This is a genomic window from Streptomyces sp. NPDC057854, assembly GCF_042797055.1.
GTDB lineage: Bacteria > Actinomycetota > Actinomycetes > Streptomycetales > Streptomycetaceae > Streptomyces.
Genome location: NZ_JBHVMF010000019.1, coordinates 63,172 through 82,873, shown reverse-complemented (window position 1 = coordinate 82,873; position 19,702 = coordinate 63,172). Strand labels below are relative to the sequence as shown.

22 protein-coding genes are annotated in these 19,702 nt (G+C 74.6%); 14 read left to right on the top strand and 8 right to left on the bottom strand.

The window, feature by feature from the left end; genetic code table 11:
- Positions 1 to 20: 20 nt before the first annotated feature.
- Positions 21 to 1,676: an FAD-binding dehydrogenase gene (locus tag ACFVQZ_RS25635; RefSeq protein ID WP_030494435.1), complete on the bottom strand. Its 1,656-nt coding sequence runs from the start codon at positions 1,674 to 1,676 to the stop codon at positions 21 to 23.
- Positions 1,677 to 1,771: 95 nt separating this feature from the next.
- Here ACFVQZ_RS25635 and ACFVQZ_RS25630 point away from each other — a divergent pair, with 95 nt between their 5' ends.
- Genes ACFVQZ_RS25630 through ACFVQZ_RS25610 form a run of 5 tightly spaced genes read left to right on the top strand, consistent with a single transcriptional unit; the run spans position 1,772 to position 4,513 of the window.
- Complete coding sequence (locus tag ACFVQZ_RS25630) at positions 1,772 to 2,401, top strand: TetR/AcrR family transcriptional regulator (protein WP_383626403.1); 630 nt, start codon at positions 1,772 to 1,774, stop codon at positions 2,399 to 2,401.
- A gap of 31 nt (positions 2,402 to 2,432) precedes the next feature.
- Complete coding sequence (locus ACFVQZ_RS25625) at positions 2,433 to 3,197, top strand: glucose 1-dehydrogenase (RefSeq protein WP_383626400.1); 765 nt, start codon at positions 2,433 to 2,435, stop codon at positions 3,195 to 3,197.
- A gap of 39 nt (positions 3,198 to 3,236) precedes the next feature.
- Complete coding sequence (locus ACFVQZ_RS25620) at positions 3,237 to 3,776, top strand: NUDIX domain-containing protein (RefSeq protein WP_030494438.1); 540 nt, start codon at positions 3,237 to 3,239, stop codon at positions 3,774 to 3,776.
- Between the two features lie 9 nt (positions 3,777 to 3,785).
- Positions 3,786 to 4,178: a DUF202 domain-containing protein gene (locus ACFVQZ_RS25615; RefSeq protein WP_030494439.1), complete on the top strand. Its 393-nt coding sequence runs from the start codon at positions 3,786 to 3,788 to the stop codon at positions 4,176 to 4,178.
- Positions 4,179 to 4,189: 11 nt separating this feature from the next.
- Positions 4,190 to 4,513 carry a DUF202 domain-containing protein gene (locus tag ACFVQZ_RS25610; RefSeq protein ID WP_030494440.1) on the top strand — a complete coding sequence of 108 codons (324 nt, stop codon included), beginning with the start codon at positions 4,190 to 4,192 and terminating at the stop codon, positions 4,511 to 4,513.
- A 29-nt stretch (positions 4,514 to 4,542) separates the two neighbouring features.
- On the opposite strand, the gene ACFVQZ_RS25605 is transcribed toward ACFVQZ_RS25610, so the two are convergent.
- A complete protein-coding gene (locus ACFVQZ_RS25605) occupies positions 4,543 to 5,472 on the bottom strand; it encodes an NADP-dependent oxidoreductase (protein WP_383626394.1) in 930 nt (309 codons plus the stop codon).
- Positions 5,473 to 5,644: 172 nt separating this feature from the next.
- On the opposite strand from ACFVQZ_RS25605, the gene ACFVQZ_RS25600 reads away from it, so the two are divergent.
- The 3 genes from ACFVQZ_RS25600 to ACFVQZ_RS25590 all read left to right on the top strand — a co-directional run bounded on the left by ACFVQZ_RS25600 (position 5,645) and on the right by ACFVQZ_RS25590 (position 8,924).
- Complete coding sequence (locus ACFVQZ_RS25600; RefSeq protein ID WP_383626391.1) at positions 5,645 to 6,556, top strand: MBL fold metallo-hydrolase; 912 nt, start codon at positions 5,645 to 5,647, stop codon at positions 6,554 to 6,556.
- 121 nt (positions 6,557 to 6,677) lie between these two features.
- Positions 6,678 to 7,703, top strand: coding sequence for a phosphotransferase family protein (locus ACFVQZ_RS25595; protein ID WP_383626388.1), 1,026 nt, complete (start codon positions 6,678 to 6,680; stop codon positions 7,701 to 7,703).
- A gap of 6 nt (positions 7,704 to 7,709) precedes the next feature.
- The gene (locus ACFVQZ_RS25590) at positions 7,710 to 8,924 is read left to right on the top strand and encodes an acyl-CoA dehydrogenase family protein (RefSeq protein ID WP_383626386.1); all 1,215 of its coding nucleotides are present in this window, start codon (positions 7,710 to 7,712) and stop codon (positions 8,922 to 8,924) included.
- 4 nt (positions 8,925 to 8,928) lie between these two features.
- On the opposite strand, the gene ACFVQZ_RS25585 is transcribed toward ACFVQZ_RS25590, so the two are convergent.
- Entirely contained in the window at positions 8,929 to 9,522 is a 594-nt protein-coding gene (locus ACFVQZ_RS25585) for a TetR/AcrR family transcriptional regulator (protein ID WP_030494445.1), read from the bottom strand.
- Between the two features lie 84 nt (positions 9,523 to 9,606).
- Positions 9,607 to 10,383: an SDR family oxidoreductase gene (locus ACFVQZ_RS25580; RefSeq protein WP_383626383.1), complete on the bottom strand. Its 777-nt coding sequence runs from the start codon at positions 10,381 to 10,383 to the stop codon at positions 9,607 to 9,609.
- Positions 10,384 to 10,590: 207 nt separating this feature from the next.
- Here ACFVQZ_RS25580 and ACFVQZ_RS25575 point away from each other — a divergent pair, with 207 nt between their 5' ends.
- The 5 genes from ACFVQZ_RS25575 (at position 10,591) to ACFVQZ_RS25555 (ending at position 16,149) form a co-directional block, all read left to right on the top strand.
- Positions 10,591 to 11,865: an exo-beta-N-acetylmuramidase NamZ domain-containing protein gene (locus ACFVQZ_RS25575; RefSeq protein WP_383626500.1), complete on the top strand. Its 1,275-nt coding sequence runs from the start codon at positions 10,591 to 10,593 to the stop codon at positions 11,863 to 11,865.
- A gap of 75 nt (positions 11,866 to 11,940) precedes the next feature.
- On the top strand, positions 11,941 to 13,320 hold the full coding sequence (locus tag ACFVQZ_RS25570; protein WP_383626380.1) for an erythromycin esterase family protein: 1,380 nt from the start codon (positions 11,941 to 11,943) through the stop codon (positions 13,318 to 13,320).
- A gap of 153 nt (positions 13,321 to 13,473) precedes the next feature.
- The gene (locus ACFVQZ_RS25565; RefSeq protein ID WP_030494449.1) at positions 13,474 to 14,685 is read left to right on the top strand and encodes an alpha/beta hydrolase; all 1,212 of its coding nucleotides are present in this window, start codon (positions 13,474 to 13,476) and stop codon (positions 14,683 to 14,685) included.
- 139 nt (positions 14,686 to 14,824) lie between these two features.
- Positions 14,825 to 15,418: a hypothetical protein gene (locus ACFVQZ_RS25560; protein ID WP_030494450.1), complete on the top strand. Its 594-nt coding sequence runs from the start codon at positions 14,825 to 14,827 to the stop codon at positions 15,416 to 15,418.
- Positions 15,415 to 16,149: a 3-keto-5-aminohexanoate cleavage protein gene (locus tag ACFVQZ_RS25555; protein ID WP_383626377.1), complete on the top strand. Its 735-nt coding sequence runs from the start codon at positions 15,415 to 15,417 to the stop codon at positions 16,147 to 16,149. Before ACFVQZ_RS25560 ends, ACFVQZ_RS25555 begins: the two co-directional genes overlap by 4 nt.
- A gap of 158 nt (positions 16,150 to 16,307) precedes the next feature.
- Here ACFVQZ_RS25555 and soxR read toward each other — a convergent pair whose 3' ends face one another.
- Positions 16,308 to 16,784, bottom strand: coding sequence for a redox-sensitive transcriptional activator SoxR (gene soxR / locus ACFVQZ_RS25550; RefSeq protein ID WP_030494452.1), 477 nt, complete (start codon positions 16,782 to 16,784; stop codon positions 16,308 to 16,310).
- Between the two features lie 106 nt (positions 16,785 to 16,890).
- Between soxR and ACFVQZ_RS25545 the strand changes: the two genes are divergently transcribed.
- The gene (locus tag ACFVQZ_RS25545) at positions 16,891 to 17,352 is read left to right on the top strand and encodes a MaoC family dehydratase (protein ID WP_030494453.1); all 462 of its coding nucleotides are present in this window, start codon (positions 16,891 to 16,893) and stop codon (positions 17,350 to 17,352) included.
- 54 nt (positions 17,353 to 17,406) lie between these two features.
- Here ACFVQZ_RS25545 and ACFVQZ_RS25540 read toward each other — a convergent pair whose 3' ends face one another.
- The 3 genes from ACFVQZ_RS25540 to ACFVQZ_RS25530 all read right to left on the bottom strand — a co-directional run bounded on the left by ACFVQZ_RS25540 (position 17,407) and on the right by ACFVQZ_RS25530 (position 19,669).
- Positions 17,407 to 18,036 carry a TetR/AcrR family transcriptional regulator gene (locus ACFVQZ_RS25540; protein WP_030494454.1) on the bottom strand — a complete coding sequence of 210 codons (630 nt, stop codon included), beginning with the start codon at positions 18,034 to 18,036 and terminating at the stop codon, positions 17,407 to 17,409.
- Positions 18,037 to 18,133: 97 nt separating this feature from the next.
- Entirely contained in the window at positions 18,134 to 18,424 is a 291-nt protein-coding gene (locus ACFVQZ_RS25535; protein WP_030494455.1) for a YiaA/YiaB family inner membrane protein, read from the bottom strand.
- Between the two features lie 72 nt (positions 18,425 to 18,496).
- Complete coding sequence (locus ACFVQZ_RS25530) at positions 18,497 to 19,669, bottom strand: acyl-CoA dehydrogenase family protein (protein ID WP_081959002.1); 1,173 nt, start codon at positions 19,667 to 19,669, stop codon at positions 18,497 to 18,499.
- Positions 19,670 to 19,702 lie beyond the last annotated feature (33 nt).

The following is a 19,702-nucleotide window of genomic DNA, read 5'->3' as shown; positions in this document are numbered from 1 at the left end:
TCCGGGGCCTTCGCCGTGGGTCAGGCCGTCGCCGCTGCCGCCGCCCGGCCCGCCGCGCGGCCGGAGAAGACGCAGCCGCCGAGGAAGGTGCCTTCGAGGGAGCGGTAGCCGTGGATCCCGCCGCCCCCGAAGCCGGCCGCCTCGCCCGCGGCGTACAGGCCGGGGAGGGGTTCGCCGGTCTCGGTGAGGACCCGGGAGGAGAGGTCGGTCTGGAGGCCGCCGAGGGACTTGCGGGTGAGGATGTTGAGGCGGACGGCGACGAGCGGCCCGGCCTTGGGGTCGAGGATGCGGTGCGGGGCCGCGGTCCGGATCAGCCGGTCGCCGAGGTAACCGCGGGCGCCGCGGATCGCGGTGATCTGGAGGTCCTTGGTGAAGGGGTTGGCGACCTCGCGGTCGCGGGCGGTGATCTCGCGGCGCAGCGCGGCCTCGTCGACGAGGTCCTGGCCGGTGATCCGGTTCATGCCGCGGACGAGGGCGGACAGGTCGTCCTCGACGACGAAGTCGGCGCCCTTGTCCATGAACGCCTGGACCGGGCCGGGGACGTCGGCGCGGGCGCGGACCAGGACGTCGCGGACGGACTTGCCGGTGAGGTCGGGGTTCTGCTCGGAGCCGGAGAGGGCGAACTCCTTGCCGATGATCCGCTTGTCGAGGACGAACCAGGTGTGGTCGTGGCCGGTCCGCATGATGTGTTCGAGGGTGCCGAGGGTGTCGAAGCCGGGGAAGAGCGGCACCGGGAGGCGCTTGCCGGTGGCGTCGAGCCAGAGCGACGAGGGGCCGGGCAGGATGCGGATGCCGTGCCGGGCCCAGATCGGGTTCCAGTTCTCGATGCCCTCGGTGTAGTGCCACATCCGGTCGCGGTTGACGTGCCGGGCGCCGGCCTTCTCCGCGATGCCGAGCATCAGGCCGTCGACGTGGGCGGGGACGCCGGAGAGCAGCTTCGCGGGCGGGGTGCCGAGGCGGGCGGGCCACTGGGCGCGGACCAGGTCGTGGTTGCCGCCGATGCCGCCGGTGGTGACGATCACCGCCTGGGCGCGCAGCTCGAAGGAGCCTGTCGCGGTGCGGCTGCTGGCGGTGCCGCGCTCGGCGTCCGAGGGCTCCAGGATCTCGCCGGAGACGGTGTCGACGGTGCCGTCGGTGCGGCCGAGGGCGGTGACGCGGTGGCGGAAGCGGAAGGTGACGCGGCCCCGGGCGGCGCCCTCGCGGACCCGGCGCTCGAAGGGGGCGACGAGGCCGGGGCCCGTACCCCAGGTGATGTGGAAGCGGGGCACGGAGTTGCCGTGGCCGGTGGCGTCGTAGCCGCCGCGCTCCGCCCAGCCGACGACGGGGAAGAAGCGGATCCCGCGCGCGTGGAGCCAGGAGCGCTTCTCGCCGGCGGCGAAGTCGACGTACGCCTCCGCCCAGCGGCGGGCCCAGTCGTCCTCGGGGCGGTCGAAGCCGGCGGTGCCCATCCAGTCCTGGAGGGCGAGCGCGTGGCTGTCCTTGATCCGGAGCCGGCGCTGTTCGGGCGAGTCGACGAGGAACAGGCCGCCGAAGGACCAGTGGGCCTGGCCGCCGAGGGACTGTTCGGGCTCCTGGTCCAGGAGGATCACGGACCGGCCGGCGTCGACCAGTTCGGCGGTGGCGACGAGACCGGCGAGGCCGGCCCCGATGACGATCACATCGGCGTCGTAGGACATGGACGGCATCTTCGATACACCGATGTATCGAGTCAACCTCCCGGACACGGAAGGATCCCTTCCCTTTTTCTAATGCTGAGCATTAATATGACTGCATGGCCAGGACGTCAGGATCCGGGACCCGGGAGAAGCTGATCCGCGCGGCGGAGGAGCTCTTCGCCGCCCAGGGCGTCGACGGCGCCCAGCTCCGCGACATCACCAGGCTGGCCGGACAGGCCAACCCCTCCGCGGTCCAGTACCACTTCGGCTCCCGCGCCGGACTCCTCGACGCGGTCATGGCCGGCCGGCAGGCCCGCACCGAGCAGGTGCTCGTCTCCCTCGCGTACGACCCCGGCGCCGACGTCCGCGGCCTGGTCACGGCCCTCGTCACCGCCGAGGCCAGCGAGCTGCGCACCGAGCGGGGCCGCCGCTGCCTGCGGGTCTCCGCCCAGCTCAGCCACGAGAGCGGCGTCCGCTCCCGCACCCCGCACCCCACCCTGGCCGGCACCGCCTACTGGGCGCTGATCGAGCGGATCGCCGGCCGGCTCGCCGCCGACGGACTGCCCGAACCGCTGCTCCTGGAGCGCCTCGACCTCGCCCTCACGGTGGTCGGCGCGGCGCTCGCCGACCGGGCCCGGCAGTACCTCGACGGGACCGAGCCGCTGACCGGCGAGGAGCTGTTCCTCGCCGACCTCGTGGAGACCACCACCGCGCTGCTCCGGGCCGCACCGCCCCGGAGCGCCTGATCCCGCAGCACCACCCCGAAGGGACCCCGACATGACCGACCTCACCGGCAAGACCGTCCTCATCACCGGCGGCGCCCGCGGCCTGGGCGCCGAGGCCGCCCGCCAGGCCGTCGCCGCCGGCGCGAACGTCGTCGTCACCGACGTCCTCGACGAGGACGGCCGGGCCACCGCCGCGAGCCTCGGCGAGCGCGCCCGCTTCCTCCACCACGACGTCACCTCCGAGGAGCAGTGGGCGGCGGCCGTGGCGTACGCCGTCGCCGAGTTCGGCGGGCTGCACGGCCTGGTGAACAACGCGGGCATCTCCACCGGCGCCCTCCTGGAGACCGAGAGCGTCGAGCACTTCCGCAGGGTCCTCGACATCAACCTCACCGGTGTCTTCATCGGCATGAAGGCCGCGATCCCGGCCATGCGCGAGGCGGGCGGCGGCTCCATCGTCAACATCTCCTCCGCCGCCGGCCTGATGGGCCTCGCGCTCACCGCCGGCTACGGCGCCTCTAAGTGGGGCGTGCGGGGCCTGACGAAGATCGGCGCGGTGGAGCTCGGCACCGCGAAGATCCGCGTGAACTCGGTCCACCCCGGCATGACCTACACCCCGATGACCGCCTCGGTCGGCATCCAGCGCGGCGAGGGCATGTACCCGAACACGCCGATGGGCCGGGTCGGCGAGGCCGGCGAGATCGCCGGCGCGGTCGTCTTCCTGCTCTCCGACGCGGCCTCGTACGTGACCGGCGCCGAGCTGGCCGTGGACGGCGGCTGGACCACCGGACCGACCGTCAAGTACGTCATGGGGCAGTGAGCCGGCCGGTCCGCCGCCCCGGGCTGCTTTGATGGGCGCATGAGCGCCTCCGAGGAAGTACTGGACGTCGTCGACGAGCAGGACCGGGTGGTCGGCCGGGCCCCGCGCGGCGAGGTGTACGCGCGGGGCCTGATCCACCGCTGCGTCTTCGTGCGGGTGCGGGACGCCGAGGGCCGGGTCTTCGTCCACCGCAGAACGCCGGGGAAGCTCGTCTTCCCGTCGATGTACGACCTGTTCGTCGGCGGGGTCGTCGGCGCCGGCGAGTCCTACGACGACGCGGCGCTGCGCGAGGCCGAGGAGGAGCTGGGCGTCTCCGGCCTCCCCCGGCCCGCCTTCCTCTTCAAGTTCCTGTACGACTCCGGCGGCGTCGCCGGGAAGTGGTGGTCGTGCGTGTACGAGGTCCGCTGCGACCTGCCGGTGCGGCCCCAGCCGGAGGAGGTCGCCTGGCACGCCTTCCTCACCGGCGACGAGCTGCGGGACCGGCTGCCGGGCGCGCCCGGCGCCTGGCCGTGGGTGCCGGACGGGCTCGCCGCGTACGAGCGGCTGGTGGCGGGCGGGGACGGGGAGCCGGGCCGCTAGGGTGCCGGAGTGAGTCGATTCGTGCAGAGTCTGCGGCTGTGGTTCGCGCCGCGGCGGATCCGGGACGAGGGCGAGACCCCCGACTACCGCTTCTCGCTCGCCAACGAGCGGACCTTCCTCGCCTGGATCCGGACGGCGCTCGCGCTCATCGGCGGCGGCTTCGCCGTCGACCAGTTCCTGCCGGACCTGCGCTGGGCGGTCCGGGTCGGGCTCGCGCTCGCGCTGCTCGCCGCCGGCGTGCTGTGCTCGCTGCGCGCCGTGAACCACTGGATCCGCTGCGAGCGGGCCATGCGCCGCGGCGAGGACCTGCCCGTCTCCCGCTTCCCGGCCGTCCTGAGCCTCACCGTGGCGGTGGTGGCGGTCGCGATGGTGGTGCTCGTCGTCGTGGGCCGGGCCGGCTAGTGGCCGGCCCGGTGTCCGGGGACGGGACGGCCGCCGCCCGCGATCCCGGGCTCCAGCCGGAGCGCACCCGGCTCGCCTGGCGGCGGACGACGCTGTCGTGGACGGTCGTGGCGGTGCTCGGCGTCAAGCTCGCGCTCCTGGACGGGGCCACCGCCCTGGGCGTGACCGGTCTCGCCCTCGCCGCGCTGCTGTGGGTCGGCTTCCTGGCCGTCGCCCACCGGCGGATCCGCTCCCTCGACACCGCCCGGCCCCGGGTCCTCTCCGCCCGGGGCGCGCTGCTGGCCGCGGGGTGCACGGTGGCGCTGGCGGTGTGCGGGGCGGCGCTGATCTGGTGACGGGCCCGCCCCGGTTCATGGGGGACGTTTCAGGGGACGGTGACCACGACCTTGCCCTGGAGGCCGCCCTCGGCGTTGGCGCGCTGGGCGTCGGCCGCGCGCTCCAGGGGGAACGTCTTCGCCACCCGGACGTCGAGGACGCCCTCGTCGGCGAGGTCGGCGAGGGCGTTCAGGTCGGCGGCGTCCGGGCGGACCCAGAAGTACCGGCCGCCGAGCGCCAGGGCCTCGCCGTCGGCGATGGACGCGAGCCGGCCGCCGGTGGCGAGCAGCTTCGCGGCGCGCGGGAGGAAGGGACCGCCGAGGGTGTCGAGGACCGCGTCCACGCCGTCGGGGGCCAGCTCCCGGACCTGCCGGCCGAAGGTGTCCTCGTCGAGGAGGACCGGCTCGGCGCCGAGTTCGGCGACCCGGTCGCGGCCGGACGCGCGGGCCGCGCCGAGGACCCGGCAGCCGTGGTGGCGGGCGAGCTGGACGGCCATGGACCCGACCCCGCCGGCCGCGGCGAGGACCAGGACCGTCTGCCCCGGGCGTACCGAGAGGGCGGTGTGCAGGGCCTGGTAGGCGGTGAGTCCGGCCAGCGGCAGCCCGGCGGCCTCCTCGAAGGAGTAGGTGCGGGGCTTGCGGCCGAGGGTGCGGACGGGGGCGGCGACGTACTCGGCAAAGGTGCCGTGGGAGAGGACGTCCTCCCGGACGTACCCCATGACCTCGTCGCCGGGCGCCCACTCGGTGACGGAGACGCCGGGGCGGACGACGACGCCGGAGACGTCCCAGCCGGGGACGACGGGGAAGACGGCGTCGATCATGCCGTCGAGGTAGCCGGCCTGCGCCTTCCAGTCGACCGGGTTGACGGCCGCGGCCCGGACCTCGACCAGGACCTCGTCGGGCCCCACCTTCGGGTCGGGCAGCTCGCCGTACTCCAGGACCTCGGGGCCGCCGTACCGGCGGTAGCTGATCGCCTTCATGCCACCGACCCTCGGCCGGGACGGCACCGCCCGCAAGCCGGGCGGGGCAGGCGGGGCACGGGGCGGCGGCAGATCCGGGCGATTCAGCGGAACCGGTCGTCGTGGCGGCCGGGCGGTGGCAGGCTCCGTCCTGTTCCGGTCGATTCGTCTCGTCTCTTCCCGGGGGAACCCTGTGCCCGCCACCGACCCGTACGTGGTCACGCTCGCGCCGCACGTCCACGCCTACGTCCAGCCCGACGGCGGCTGGTGCCTGAACAACGCCGGCATCCTCGGCGACGCGGGCGAGTCGCTGCTCGTCGACACCGCCGCCACCGAGCGGCGGACGCTGCGGCTGCGCGACGCGGTGCTCGCCGCGGGGCTGCCGCTGCCGCGCACCGTCGTCACCACCCACCACCACGGCGACCACACCTACGGCAACGGCCTCTTCCGTCCCGGGGCGCGGATCGTCGGGCACGAGAACTGCCGCTCCGAGCAGCTGGCGGCCGGGCACCAGCTGCACCTGCTGTGGCCGGGGACGGACTTCGGCCGGATCGAGATCACGCCGCCCGACGTGACGTACCGCGACCGGCTGACGGTGTACGCGGGCGGGATCGAGGTGCGGGTGGTGCACCCGGGGCCCGCGCACACCCTCGGCGACTCGATCGTGCACCTGCCGGAGCAGGGCGTGGTGTTCACCGGGGACCTGGTCTTCCAGGGCGGGACGCCGTTCGTGCCCATGGGTTCGCTGGCGGGGTCGCTGCGGGCGCTCGGCGTGCTGCGGGCGCTGGACGCGGAGCGGGTGGTGCCGGGGCACGGGCCGGTGACGGACCCGGGGGCGTACGACGCCACCGAACGGTATCTGCGGTGGGTGGCGGAGCTGGCCGCGGAGGGGCGCGCGAAGGGCGATCCGCCGCTGGAGACCGCCCGCCGGGCGGAGCTCGGCGAGTTCGGCGCCTGGCGGGAGAGCGAGCGGCTGGTGGCGAACCTGCACCGGGCGTACGCGGAGCTGGACGGGCTGCCGGAGGGGCATCCGCTCGACCCGGTGGCCGTGTTCGGCGACATGGCGGCGATGAACGGCGGGGTGCCGGTGGCCTGCCACGCCTGACGTTCCCGGCCGGCACCGGTGGCCGGCGCCTGTGGCCGGTCCCTCTTCCGCGGCCCCTCTGGACGACATACCGACTGGTCGGTCATCATGAACGCCGACCGACCTACCGGAGGTACGCCCGATGAGCCACACCGCCCCGCCACCCGGCCTCGACCCCGAGCGCCTGCGCCGCCACCTGGACCGCGAGCGGCCCGGACTGGTCGCCGGGCCCCTCGACGCCCGGCTGATCGAGGGCGGCCGCTCCAACCTCACGTACGCCGTCACCGACGGCACCCAGCAGTGGGTGGTGCGCCGCCCGCCGCTCGGGCACGTGCTCGCCACCGCGCACGACATGAAGCGCGAACACCGGGTGATCAGCTCCCTCGGCGGGACGGCGGTGCCGGTGCCCGGCACGGTGCTGCTCTGCGAGGACGAGGACGTGCTCGGCGCGCCCTTCTACGTCATGGAGTTCGTCGAGGGCACCCCGTACCGCTCCGCCGCCCAGCTGGCGCCGCTCGGCCCGGAGCGCACCCGCGCCGCCGTCCTCGGGCTGGTCGACACCCTGGTCGACCTGCACGCGGTCGAGCCGGAGGCCGTCGGGCTCGGCGACTTCGGCCGGCCGGAGGGCTTCCTCGACCGGCAGCTGCGCCGCTGGGGCAAGCAGCTCGCCGCCTCCCGGGGCCGCGACCTGCCCGGCATCGAGGAGCTGCACGCCGCCCTCGGCCGGGCGCTGCCCGGCTCCCCCGCGCCGGCGGTGGTGCACGGCGACTACCGGCTCGACAACGTGCTGGTCGGTCCCGACGACCGGATCCGGGCGGTGCTGGACTGGGAGATGTCCACGCTCGGCGACCCGCTGACCGATCTGGGCCTGCTCGTCATGTACAGCACGCCGCTGGACCTGCCCGGCTCCCCCATCTCCACCACCGCGTCCGCCGCCGGCCACCCCCCGGCCGCCGAGCTGGCCGAGCGGTACGCCGCCCGCTCCGGCCGCGACGTCTCCGCCCTGTCCTGGTACACGGCCTTCGCCTGGTTCAAGCTCGCCGTGATCCTGGAGGGCATCCACTACCGCTACACCCTGGGGCAGACCGTCGGCGCCGGCTTCGACCGCATCGGCGACCTCGTCCCCGTCTTCATCGAGCACGGCCTGACCACCCTTCAGGAGGGCTGAACCGCCATGGACTTCTCCTACGACGCCCGCACCGAGGAGCTGCGGGCCCGGCTGCTCGCCTTCATGGACGAGCACGTGTACCCCGCCGAGGCCGTCGCCGAGGAGCAGCGGGCCGGGCTCGCCTCGCCGTGGGACGAACCGCCGGTGGTGGCGGAGCTGAAGGCGGAGGCGAAGCGGCAGGGGCTGTGGAACCTCTTCCTCCCGGACGAGGAGTACGGGGCGGGCCTGACGAACCTCCAGTACGCCCCGCTCGCCGAGATCACCGGCCGCAGCCCGCAGCTCGCGCCGACCGCCCTCAACTGCGCCGCCCCGGACACCGGGAACATGGAGCTGCTCGCCCAGTTCGGCGACGAGGCGCAGAAGAAGCAGTGGCTGGAGCCGCTGCTCGCGGGCGAGATCCGGTCCGCCTTCGCGATGACCGAGCCCGCGGTGGCGTCGTCCGACGCGACCAACATCGAGACCCGGATCCGGCGGGACGGGGACTCGTACGTGATCGACGGGCGCAAGTGGTACATCTCCGGGGCGATGAACCCCGACTGCAAGGTCTTCATCGTGATGGGCAAGACCGACCCGGACGGGGCGGACCTCCGCCGCCAGCAGTCGATGATCCTCGTGCCGCGCGACACCCCGGGCGTCGAGGTGCGCCGGGCGATGCGGGTGTACGGCTACGAAGACCACTACCACGGCGGCCACGCCGAGGTCGTCTTCGAGGACGTGCGGGTGCCCGCGGCGAACCTGATCGGCGAGGAGGGCGGCGGCTTCGCCATCGCGCAGGCCCGGCTCGGCCCGGGCCGCATCCACCACTGCATGCGGCTCATCGGCATGGCCGAGCGGGCGGTGGAGCTGATGTGCCGGCGGGCTGTCTCCCGCACCGCCTTCGGCAAGCCGCTCGCCCAGCAGGGCGTGGTGCAGAACTGGATCGCGGACGCGCGGGTGACGATCGAGCAGCTGCGGCTGCTCGTGCTGAAGACCGCGTGGCTGATGGACACGGTCGGCAACAAGGGCGCCCACACCGAGATCCAGGCCATCAAGATCGCCACCCCGCGCGCGGTGGTGGACATCATCGACAAGGCGGTGCAGGCGCACGGCGCCGGCGGCGTCTCGCAGGACTTCCCGCTCGCCGAGCTGTGGGCGGCGGCCAGGACCCTGCGGCTCGCGGACGGACCGGACGAGGTGCACCAGCGGTCGCTGGCCCGCCGCGAGCTGAAGCGCTACCTCTGACGGTTCACGGGCGCAGGGCCCGCAGCAGGAGGTCGGCCAGGTGGTCGGCGACCTGCTGCGGGGTCAGCGGGCCGTCCGGGCGGTACCACGTGGACAGGTGGTGCACGGAGCCGAAGTGGTAGTCCACGACGAGGTCGGCGGGCGTGGCGGAGGAGAAGACGCCCGCCTGCCGGCCTTCCTCGATGAGGGCGCGGAAGCGCTCGTGGTAGCGGCGGCGCTCGGCCCGGACCTGCTTGTTCTTCTCCGGGCTCAGGTGGTGCATGGAGCGGAAGAAGATCGCGGCGTCGTCGAGGTTCTCGATGGTGGTGACGACGACGTCGGCGGCGGCGGCCCGCAGCCGTTCCTCGACGGGCGCGTCCGAGTCCGCGAAGGCGTCCAGCCGCTCCTGCTGGAGGCGGAGCACGCGCGCGTACACCTCCTGGAGCAGGTCCTCCTTGGAGCCGAAGTAGTGGTAGAGCGCCCCCTTGGTGACGCCCGCCGCCTCGACGATCTCCTGTACGGAGGTGCGGTCGTAGCCCTGCTCGGCGAAGAGCCGGGTGGCGGCGGCGAGGAGCCTCTGGGGGACGGGACCGCCGTCCCCGTCCGTCGTCCTGGCCATGCTCCGCCGCCTTCCTGCTCGCCGTTCCGGCCCTGGTGGCCGGGGTGTGTCGTCGGTAGATCTTCCCATCCGCCGCCGGGTGCGCTAGCGCGCGCCCGCCTCCCAGTGCCGCTGGATCTTGTTCATGCCGCCGATCCAGCGCTCGGGGTCGTCCGCGCGGTGGCGGTAGTACGCGGCGACCTCGGGGTGCGGCAGGACGAGGAAGCGGTCCTCCGCGACGGCGTCGAGGAGGGCGTCGGCGACGGCCTCCGGCTCGACGGCGGTCGGCACGAGGACGAGGTCGCCGGCCGACCCGGTGGCGGCGAGCATGTCGGTGCGGACGCCCTGGGGGCAGATCGCGTGCACCTTCAGGCCGCGGTGGCGGTAGGTGAGGGAGAGCCATTCGGCGAAGGCGTAGGCGCCGTGCTTGGAGACGGAGTACGGGGCCGCGCCGATCATGGTGAGCAGGCCGGCGGCGGAGACGGTGGAGACGAAGCGGCCGGTGCCGCGCTCCAGCCAGTCGGGGAGCAGGGCGCGGGCGGCGCGGACGTGGGCCATGACGTTGACGTCCCAGGCGGCGGCCCAGACGGCCTCGTCGGCGAAGGCGTCGCCGGCCGAGGCGAGTCCGGCGTTGGCGCACCAGACGTCGACGGTGCCGCCGAGGGCGTCGCGGGCCTCGTCGACGACCGCGGAGGCGTCGCCGGGGACGGCGAGGGCGCCGATCTCGTCGGCGACGGCCTTGGCGCGGTCGGGGTCGAGGTCGTTGACGACGACGCGGGCGCCCTCGGCGGCGAAGCGCCGGGCGAGGGCGGCGCCGATGCCGCCGCCCGCTCCGGTGACGACGACGCCCGCGTCCCGGAGTTCGTGCGTGGCCGCGTTCATGGACCCCTCCAGATGGTTCGGCTCTCGGTCACGGTTCGGATGACCGGCAGCAGACTAACCGGTCGGTATGGAGTGGTGGAAGACCCGGCGGCCCCGGCAGCCCGCTTGCGCGCGCCGACCCGGCGGCCCGGAACCCGCTTGCGCACGCCTCGTTCCCCCGGGGCGTCAGGAGCGCTAGCCTGCGTGCCCATGTCACGCATGAGGCGGATGAAGCTGTCGCGTCGGGATCTGCTGGCCACCGGAGGGGCGCTGACCGCCGGAGGGGCGCTGACCGCCGGAGGGGCGCTGGCCATGACGGCCTCCCCGGCCGCGGCCGCCCCCGGGCGCGGGCACGCGCGCGTACGGACCGGTTTCGAGCGGCTGGCGGCGGACGGGTACGCCGCGCTGGCCGGCGAGCGGGTGGGCGTCGTCACCAACCCGACCGGGATCACCCCGGACGCCCGGCACCTGGTGGACGTCATGCACGCCGACGAACGGGTCGACCTGGTGGCCGTGTTCGGTCCCGAGCACGGCTTCCGGGGCACCGCGCAGGCGGGCGGCTCGGAGGGCCGGCACGACGACCCGGCGACCGGACTGCCGGTCTACGACACGTACCTGAAGAGCGGGCGGGCGCTCGGGGACGTCTTCACGGCCTCCGGCGTCGACACCGTCGTCTTCGACATCCAGGACGCGGGCGCCCGCTTCTACACGTACATCTGGACGCTCTACGACTGCATGGTGGCGGCGGAGCTGGCCGGGAAGCGGTTCGTGGTCCTGGACCGGCCGAACCCGGTGAGCGGCCGGGCGGCCCTCGGCCCGGTCCTGGACCGGGCGTTCGCCACCTTCGTCGGGCGCGAACCGATCGCGCAGGCGCACGGGATGACGGTGGCGGAGCTGGCCCTGCTGTTCAACGCCGAGTTCCTGGCCCGGCCGGTGGAGCTGGAGACCGTACGGATGACGGGCTGGCGGCGGGCCGACTTCTTCGACGCCACGGGGCTGCCGTGGGTGCCGCCGAGCCCGAACATGCCGACTCCGGAGACCGCGCTCGTCTACTCCGGCACCTGCCTGTTCGAGGGCACCAACCTCTCCGAGGGCCGCGGCACCACCCGCCCGTTCGAACTCCTCGGCGCCGAGGGGATCGACCGCCGCTGGGCGGAGGCCGCCAACGCCCTGGAGCTGCCCGGAGTCCGCTTCCGCGAGGCGTACTTCGCGCCCACCTTCTCCAAGTTCCAGGGCCGCACGGTCGGCGGCGTCCAGCTGCACGTCCACGACCGCGAGTCCTTCGACCCGGTCCGCACCGGCATCGCGCTGCTGGTCACCGCCCGCGCCTCGTGGTCCGGCTTCGCCTGGCGCGCCGACCACTGGATCGACAAGCTCACCGGCTCCACCCGGGTCCGCACCCTGATCGACGCGGGCGCGGACACCGACGAGGTCGTGGGCGCCTGGAGCGAGGACCTGGCGGCCTTCCGCGCGGTCCGCCGGGAGCATCTGCTGTACCGGTGACGGGGGTTGTCCCCCGTACGGGAGCGGGGGCGTCCGGGATGTCGCCGCGGGCGCCCCTGCGGAGAGGCTGGGCCCATGAAGCTCTCCTCACCGCGTACGACACCCTCCTCGCCCCGCCCGAAGCCGTCCTCGCGCCGGCGGGCGGCCCTCGCCGGGCTGCTCGCCGCCGTCTGCCTCGCCGGGCTCGCCCCGGCCGCCGCCGCGACGGGCGGGACGGCGCCCGCGCCCGACCCGGCGCGCGCGCTCGCCCGGTCCGCCGCGCCCCTGGGCGACGCCGCGGCCCTCGACCGGCTGGTCGGCGGAGCGAAGGTCGTCGGCCTCGGCGAGGCCACCCACAGCTCCGCCGAGTTCTTCACCCTCAAGCACCGGATCTTCGAACAGCTCGTGGAGCGCAAGGGGTTCACGACCTTCGCGCTGGAGGCGAGCTGGTCCACCGGGCTGCTGATCGACCGGTGGGTGACCACCGGCGAGGGCGACATCGAGCGGATCATGCGGGACGAGTTCCAGGAGTCGTACCGGCTCTGGAACACCGGGGAGTACCTCGACCTCTTCCGCTGGATGCGGCGCCACAACCAGGAGCACCCGGAGCACCAGGTCCGCTTCATGGGCAACGACCTCGGGTACGCCGGGCCGAACCTCTTCGACACCGTCACCGCGTACGTCGCCCGGAACCACCCCTCGCTCCTCCCCCGCTTCCGGGAGCTCTACCGGGACTCCCGGCCCACCGGTGAGGTGGAGCCGTGGATGAAGGGCTACCTGGCGCTGCCGCTCGACCGGCGGCGCCAGCGGGCCGCCGACGTGGACCGGGCCCTGGCACTGCTGGAACGGCAGCGGCCCGGCCGGGGCGCCGCCGCGCGGGAGGCGCACCTGTGGGCGGTGCAGCACGCGCGGGCGATCGCCCAGGTGGGCGCGGAGTACGCCCACGACTTCGCGACCCCGGAGGGCGTCGCGGCGGCCATGCTCTACCGGGACCGGGTCATGGCCGAGAACACCGCCTGGTGGCAGCGGCACACCGGCGACCGGATGCTCCTCTCGGCGCACAACGGGCACGTGGCCTACGAGACGTTCACGCCGGACCAGTACCCGCGGACCCAGGGCGCGTTCCTGCGGGACCTCCTCGGCCGGGAGTACGTGACCATCGGCACGTCCTTCGGCCGCGGCTCCTTCCACACGCACGACACCACCGCGCCCGGGGAGCCGCTGCGCGCCCTGACCGTGGGCCCGACGGGGCCGGACGGCGCCGCCGAGACCCTGGACCGGGTGGCTCCCGGCCCGTTCCTGCTCGACCTGCGGCGGACCGCGCCGGCCGCCCGCGCGTGGCTCGCGGAGCCGCGGACGGTCTGGCACATCGGGACCGCCTACCCGTGGCCCGGCGCGACCCCGCGGGTCCGGCTCCCCGCCGCGTACGACGGGCTGGTCCACTTCCCGGTGGTCACGGCCGCCCGGCTGCGCTGACGCTCCCCGGCCGCCCCCGGGTGACCGGGGGCGGTTTCCGGCCGCCCCCGGAGGTCTGACGGCGGGCGGATCCGGGCATGCTGCCCAGGGGTTGCGGGACGCGGACCCCTGGGCGCTTCCTCGACGGGGAGGGACGGGCGGGCCGTGAACGGGATGAGTGTGGATCCGTACCGGGAGATCGTCTTCGACAAGGACGGGGACGGTCCGGCCGGGCAGGCGGCCGAACTGGTCGCGCTCGCGCGGCGCGGGGTGACCGATCTGGTGGTGTTCGCGCACGGCTGGAACAACGCGCCGTCCGGTGCCACCCGGCTGTACTCCGACTTCTTCGCGCCCTTCCCCGGGCTGCTGGCCCCGGGCGTGGAGGCGGGCTACGCGGGCGTGGTGTGGCCCTCGATGATGTTCACGGACGAGCCGGTGCCGGACTTCCGGGCGCTGGTGACCACGCTGCCGGAGAAGGAGCGGACGATCGTCCGGCTCACCGAGCTGGTGGCGCTCGCCCCGGCCGGGGCGGAGGCGTTCGCGGAGTTCGGGGCGCTGCTGCGGGAGCTGGCGGACGTGGGCGCGGAGGACGGCGGGCCGGGCCTCACCGACGCCGGCCGGGCCGTGCCGGACTTCCTGCTCGCCGATCCGGTGGAGACCTGCGCCCTGTTCACCGGGGCGCTGGAGGACGAGGTGCCGGAGGCGCTGCTCGGGGACGGGCTCGGCCGGCTGTGGAAGGGCGGGCGGGAGGCGCTGCGGCAGACCGCGTACTACGTGATGAAGAAGCGGGCGGGGCTGGTCGGCGAGCGGGGGCTGGGGCCGCTCCTCGCCGACGTGGCACGGGCCGCGCCGGGGCTGCGGGTGCACCTGGTGGGGCACAGCATGGGCGCCCGGCTGGTGGCCCACGCGCTGCGCGGGCTGCCGGGGGCGCTGCGGCCGGTCCGTTCGCTGACGCTGCTCCAGGGCGCTTTCTCGCACTACGCGTTCGCGGCCCGGCTGCCGCACGACCGGGACCGGTCGGGGGCGCTGCGGGACATGCAGCTGCGGGTGCGGGGGCCGGTGGTGGCCTGTCACTCGCGGCACGACGCCGCCCTCGGGCTGCTGTACCCGCTGGCCTCGCGGGCCGCCCGGGACTCGGCGTCGCTGCTGGAGGCGCCGGCGCGGCTGGTGGCGCGCGACCCGCGGTGGGGGGCGATCGGCTGGGACGGCGTCCAGGGCGTGCCGGGGGCGGCGCGGCGGACGCTGGCGACGGTGCTGCGGGACGGGGTTCCGGCCTCCGGGTGCGTGAGCGTGGACGTGGCGGACGTGGTGCGCGCGCACGGCGACGTCCGGCGGCCGGAGCTGGCCGGGGTGGTGGTGTCGGCGGCCCGGATCGGGCGCCGGTAGCGCGCGGTCCGGGTGGCGTCTTCTCGCCAGAAGGCGCTCGTTCCCGCTCCGGGCGGAACACGGCGGCGCCGCCGTTCGTCCCTCTGGTACCGCGGATGCGCGAAGGACCGCGAAGGACCAGCGACGGAGGTGGCGAGCGATGGCCGGTTTCCGGAGTCTCGCGAGACAGGTGCGCGATCAGGGGTGCGACACGGCGCTGCGCAGATACTCGCTGCGCAAGTGCCTGGAGCGGTTCGCCCCCTACGGGCACCGGGCGACCTGGGACCACCTGTGCCGCAGGCACGGGTTCGGGCCCGACGACCGGGAGCTCGATCCGGCGCGGCTGGTGGCCGCCCTGGAGGAGCTGGAGGAGGCGCGGACGGTCTGGCTGGCGTACGAGCGGGAGTTCGCCGCCCGGCGCCGGCGCGAGAAGCACGGCGGGCTGCGGACCCTGGGGGCGCCGGACGACTGGCACCGGTCGGTGTGGGGCGGGAACGGCGTGGTGCGCTGCGGCGACCCGGCGGTCCACCCGACGGATCCGCTGCCGGTGGTGGTGCGGCGGCTGGTCACGGCGCTGCGGGACGCGCCGGGCGAGGCGTGCCCGGTCTGCGCGGGGGCGCGGATCACGTGGGGCGGCGCGTACGGGCCGGTGTGCGCGGACTGCGGCGTCGAGGTGCCCCGGGCGGTCCTCACGCCGGGAGCGCTGGCCCGGGCCCGGGAGGTGCGCGACCGTCCGCTGGTGCCCGCGGCGTGACCCGGCCGGCGGCGGTGCCGCCGCTCCTGGCGGCGCTGAACGGCGCCCGGGGGCCGGCGGAGGCCGCGGGGGTGCCGCGTGATCCGGCGGCGGTCGCCGAGGCCGCGGCGGAGGCGGTGGCGGCGGGGGCCCGCGAGGTGCGGATCCGGCCCCGGACGCCCTGCGGCGGCGGTTCGCTCTCGCCCCGCGTGGTGGGGCCCGCGCTGACGGCGGTGCGGGAGCGCGTCCGCGTACCGGTGTCGGTGCCGGTGGACGCGTGGGCTGAGCCCGATCCGGAGCGGCGGGTGGCCCGGATCCGGTCCTGGGAGGTCCTGCCGGACCTGGCGTGGGTGGCGTGGGACGAGCCGGGCGCCGAGGAGACGGCGGCGGCGCTGCTGGCCCGCGGCGTGGCGGTCGAGGCGGGCCTGCGCCACGGCACGAGCGCGGCGACCCGGTTCGCGCGCTCGCCGCTGGCGGGACGGGTGCGGCGGATCGCGGCGGAGGCGGCCGATGACCCGGACGGCCGGGCCGGTGACGGCGTACGCGCTCCGCTGGACGGGCTCGGCGGCCCCGGCGGGCCGTCCGTGCTGGTGTACGGGACGGGCGCGGCGGCCTGGCCCGCGCTGCGGCTGGCCCGGCGGCTGGGGGTGGCCGGCCGGATCGGCCTGGAGGACACGCTCCTGCTGCCGGACGGGACCCGCGCGGTCTCCACGGCGGAGCAGGTGCGGGCCGCGCTGGCCGGGGCCGGCTAGGCCGTTTCTTTCGGATCAGGCCGGATCAGGGAGCGGCGTCTGGTGCCGTGCATCGCAAGGCGGAGGAGGGAGTCCATGCGGAGCATCGGCGACCGACGACAACGCGGCGAGGCGCGGTGCCAGGCGTCGCGAGCCCGGCATGATCCGAAAGAGACGGCCTAGGAAGTCTCGTCGGTGTCGCGGCGCAGCGGCAGCAGCCGGGAGCCGGCCATGCGGGCGCCGAAGGCGTCGTCGGGGTTGGAGAGGACGCAGGTCTCCAGGGAGAGGCAGCCGCAGCCGATGCAGTCCGTCAGGTGGTCCCGCAGCCGGCCGAGCTGCGTGATGCGGTCGTCGAGTTCGGCCCGCCAGGTGGCGGAGAGCCGGGACCAGTCCTCGCGGGTGGGGGTCCGCTCCTCGGGCAGCTCGGCGAGCGCGTCGCGGATGGTCGCGAGCGGGATGCCGACGCGCTGGGCGGCCCTGATGAAGGCGACCCGGCGCAGCGCGTCGCGCCCGTAACGGCGCTGGTTGCCGGTGGTGCGCCGGCTGCTGATGAGGCCCTTCGCCTCGTAGAAGTGCAGGGCGGAGACGGCCGCGCCGCTGCGGGCGGAGAGCTGGCCGACGGTGAGCTCGTGGATCTTCTCTGGAATCTGCGGCACCCCTCGAACCCTACTGGTCCGTTGACAGCGCGATCCTCACCCCACATGCTGAGCAAGCGCTTAGGTACAGACCGTTGGGTATGTCGTTCGAGAAGGGACCAGGGACATGGCCGAGCCGAGGATCTTCACCTCCGCCGAGGAACTGCGCGCGGGGGTCGGCGAGCAGCTGGGGCACAGCGACTGGCTGGAGGTCGACCAGAAGCGGATCGACCTGTTCGCCGAGGCCACCGGCGACCACCAGTGGATCCACGTGGACCCGGAGCGCGCCGCGTCGGGCCCCTTCGGCAGCACGATCGCGCACGGCTATCTGACCCTGTCGCTGCTGCCGCTCTTCGTGCCGCAGGTGCTGCGGGTGGAGGGCATGAAGATGGGCCTCAACTACGGCACGGAGAAGGTGCGTTTCCCCGCGCCCGTGCCGGTCGGCTCGCGGCTGCGCGCGACGGCGGTCCTGACGAAGGTGGAGGAGGCCGGCGGCGGGGTCCAGGTCACCGCGAAGGTGACCGTGGAACGCGAGGGCGGCGACAAGCCGGTGTGCGTCGCCGAGTCGGTCTCGCGCTACTACTTCTGAGCCGCTGCCGCTTCCGAGCCGCTGCTGCCCCTGGGCCGCCGCCGCTCCGGGCCGCTACCGCGCCCGGTACCCCACCATGCGGAGCACGAGGTCGGCGTAGAAGGCGCCGACCTCGTCGGGCGTCCGGCGGCCCTGGACGTTGAACCAGCGGGCCACGTCGATGCAGAGCGACAGCACGGCGACGGTGGTGCCGGCCGGGTCCGCCACGTCGAACTCGTCGGCCGCCACGCCCTCCTCGATGATCCGGCGCACGGTCCCCTCGGTCTCGCGGCGCAGCTCGACGATCTCGGCGCGATGCTCGGGGCCGAGCGCGTCCAGCTCGTACTGGACGACCCGGGCGGTGGTGTGGCGCTCGGCGTGCCAGCGGACGAAGGAGCGGACGGCGTCGGCCAGCCGCTCGGAGGGCGCGCCGTCGCGGAGCTCGGCGGCGCGGAGGATCTCCAGCGCCCGGTCGTGGCCGATCCGGCTGATCCGGTGGAGCAGCTCTTCCTTGGTCTTGTAGTGGATGTAGAGCGCGGCGGGGCTCATCCCGGCGCGGCCGGCGATGTCGCGGGTGGTGGTGGCGTGGTAGCCGCGTTCGGCGAACGCCTCGACGGCCGCGACGAGCAGCCTCCGGGCGGCCTCGGGCGCGACCTCGCCCCAGGTCACGTCCTCGCCGCCGGGCGTCTGCTCCGCCGTGCTCATCCCACACTCCTCCTCGGACCGGTCAGGACGAACACCATACAACGAAGCTGAGCAAGCGCTTAGAGATCGCCGGCCGCCGGACTCCCCGCGGCGGGGCTCAGAGCTTCTGCTGGAAGGGGTCGTGCTCGGCCAGGAGCTTTTCCAGGCGGGCCTGGTCCACCCGGCTGACGATCCGCTCGGTCTCCTGCCGGTCGCGGACCACCTTGGCGAGGGTGAAGGCCGAGGTCGTGAGGTAGAGGACGGAGACCGCGAGGAAGGCGCGTACCCAGGCGCTGGCCTCCAGCTGGTAGATCCCGATCGCGACGGCGGCGAGGGCGATCGCGAAGGAGATGACGGCCTGCGCGTGGTAGGCGCTGGTGTTCTGCTGCTTGACCTGTGACTCGCTCATGCGCAAAGGATCGGGCGGATGTGGCGCCCGCCACATCCGCCCGGATACTCAGACGCGCCTGGGGCGCGGGGCTCAGAAGGCGGAGACCCCGGTGAGCGCGCGGCCGATGATGAGCTTCTGGATCTGGCTGGTGCCCTCGTAGAGGGTCATCACGCGAGCGTCCCGCACCAGCTTGCCGACGGGGTACTCGTCGATGTAGCCGTAGCCGCCGAAGACCTGGAGGGCGTTGTTCGCGGACCGGACGGCGGCCTCGGAGGCGTACAGCTTCGCCTGGGAGGCGGCGGTGGCGAACTCCTCGCCCCGGTCGATCAGGTCGGCGACCCGCCAGGTCAGCAGCCGGGCCGCGTCCACGTCGACGGCGATGTCGCTGATGAGCTCCTGCACGAGCTGGTACGAGGCGATGGGCCTGCCGAACTGCTCGCGCTCCCCCGCGTACCGCACGGCGGCGTCGAGCGCGGCCCGGGCGATGCCGACGCAGCCGGCCGCGACCGACATCCGGCCCTTGGCGAGCGCGGACATCGCGACGGAGAAGCCCTTGCCCTCGGGGCCGAGCATCGCGGAGGCCGGGACGCGCACGCCCTCCAGGGCCAGTTCGGCGGTGGGCTGGCCGCGCAGGCCGAGCTTGCCGTGGACGGTGCGGCGGGTGAGGCCGGGGGTGTCGGTGGGGACGAGGAAGGCGGAGACGCCCTTGTGGCCGGGGGCGTCGCCGGTCCGGGCGAAGAGCAGGACGACGTCGGCCCAGGTGCCGTTGGTGATGAACATCTTGGCGCCGTCGATCACGTAGTCGCCGCCGTCGCGGACGGCCCGCGTGCTGAGGCTGCCCGCGTCGGAGCCGGTGCCGGGCTCGGTGAGGCCGAAGCAGCCGAGGGCGTCGCCGGAGGCGAGCCGCGGCAGCCAGGCCCGCTTCTGCTCCTCGCTCCCCCAGGCGGCGACGGTCTTGGCGACGAGGCCGAGCGAGACGGAGACGATGCCGCGCACGGAGGAGTCGCCGCGCCCCAGCTCCTCGGTGACGAGGCAGTACGCCAGGTGGTCGCCGCCGGAACCGCCGTACTCCTCCGGGATCGTGAGCCCGAGGAAGCCGACCGCGCCGAGCTTCTCGACGATGCCCCGGTCCACCTCCTCGGCGCGGTCCCAGGCGGTGGCGTACGGGGTGACCTCACGGGCGACGAAGTCCTCGGCGAGCCGCCGGACGTCCTCCTGCTCCTCGCTCAGCGCCAGATCCACGGTGCCACCTCGCCCCTCCATTTAATTACCACTGCTAGTTTTCGAGCGCACGCC

Coding starts and splice junctions, on each gene's coding strand:
- ACFVQZ_RS25635 (WP_030494435.1), bottom strand. CDS start 1,676: ATGTCCTACGACGCCGATGTGATCGTCATCGGGGCCGGCCTCGCCGGT.
- ACFVQZ_RS25630 (WP_383626403.1), top strand. CDS start 1,772: ATGGCCAGGACGTCAGGATCCGGGACCCGGGAGAAGCTGATCCGCGCG.
- ACFVQZ_RS25625 (WP_383626400.1), top strand. CDS start 2,433: ATGACCGACCTCACCGGCAAGACCGTCCTCATCACCGGCGGCGCCCGC.
- ACFVQZ_RS25620 (WP_030494438.1), top strand. CDS start 3,237: ATGAGCGCCTCCGAGGAAGTACTGGACGTCGTCGACGAGCAGGACCGG.
- ACFVQZ_RS25605 (WP_383626394.1), bottom strand. CDS start 5,472: ATGAAGGCGATCAGCTACCGCCGGTACGGCGGCCCCGAGGTCCTGGAG.
- ACFVQZ_RS25595 (WP_383626388.1), top strand. CDS start 6,678: ATGAGCCACACCGCCCCGCCACCCGGCCTCGACCCCGAGCGCCTGCGC.
- ACFVQZ_RS25590 (WP_383626386.1), top strand. CDS start 7,710: ATGGACTTCTCCTACGACGCCCGCACCGAGGAGCTGCGGGCCCGGCTG.
- ACFVQZ_RS25585 (WP_030494445.1), bottom strand. CDS start 9,522: ATGGCCAGGACGACGGACGGGGACGGCGGTCCCGTCCCCCAGAGGCTC.
- ACFVQZ_RS25580 (WP_383626383.1), bottom strand. CDS start 10,383: ATGAACGCGGCCACGCACGAACTCCGGGACGCGGGCGTCGTCGTCACC.
- ACFVQZ_RS25575 (WP_383626500.1), top strand. CDS start 10,591: ATGAAGCTGTCGCGTCGGGATCTGCTGGCCACCGGAGGGGCGCTGACC.
- ACFVQZ_RS25570 (WP_383626380.1), top strand. CDS start 11,941: ATGAAGCTCTCCTCACCGCGTACGACACCCTCCTCGCCCCGCCCGAAG.
- ACFVQZ_RS25565 (WP_030494449.1), top strand. CDS start 13,474: ATGAGTGTGGATCCGTACCGGGAGATCGTCTTCGACAAGGACGGGGAC.
- ACFVQZ_RS25560 (WP_030494450.1), top strand. CDS start 14,825: ATGGCCGGTTTCCGGAGTCTCGCGAGACAGGTGCGCGATCAGGGGTGC.
- ACFVQZ_RS25545 (WP_030494453.1), top strand. CDS start 16,891: ATGGCCGAGCCGAGGATCTTCACCTCCGCCGAGGAACTGCGCGCGGGG.
- ACFVQZ_RS25540 (WP_030494454.1), bottom strand. CDS start 18,036: ATGAGCACGGCGGAGCAGACGCCCGGCGGCGAGGACGTGACCTGGGGC.
- ACFVQZ_RS25535 (WP_030494455.1), bottom strand. CDS start 18,424: ATGAGCGAGTCACAGGTCAAGCAGCAGAACACCAGCGCCTACCACGCG.
- ACFVQZ_RS25530 (WP_081959002.1), bottom strand. CDS start 19,669: ATGGAGGGGCGAGGTGGCACCGTGGATCTGGCGCTGAGCGAGGAGCAG.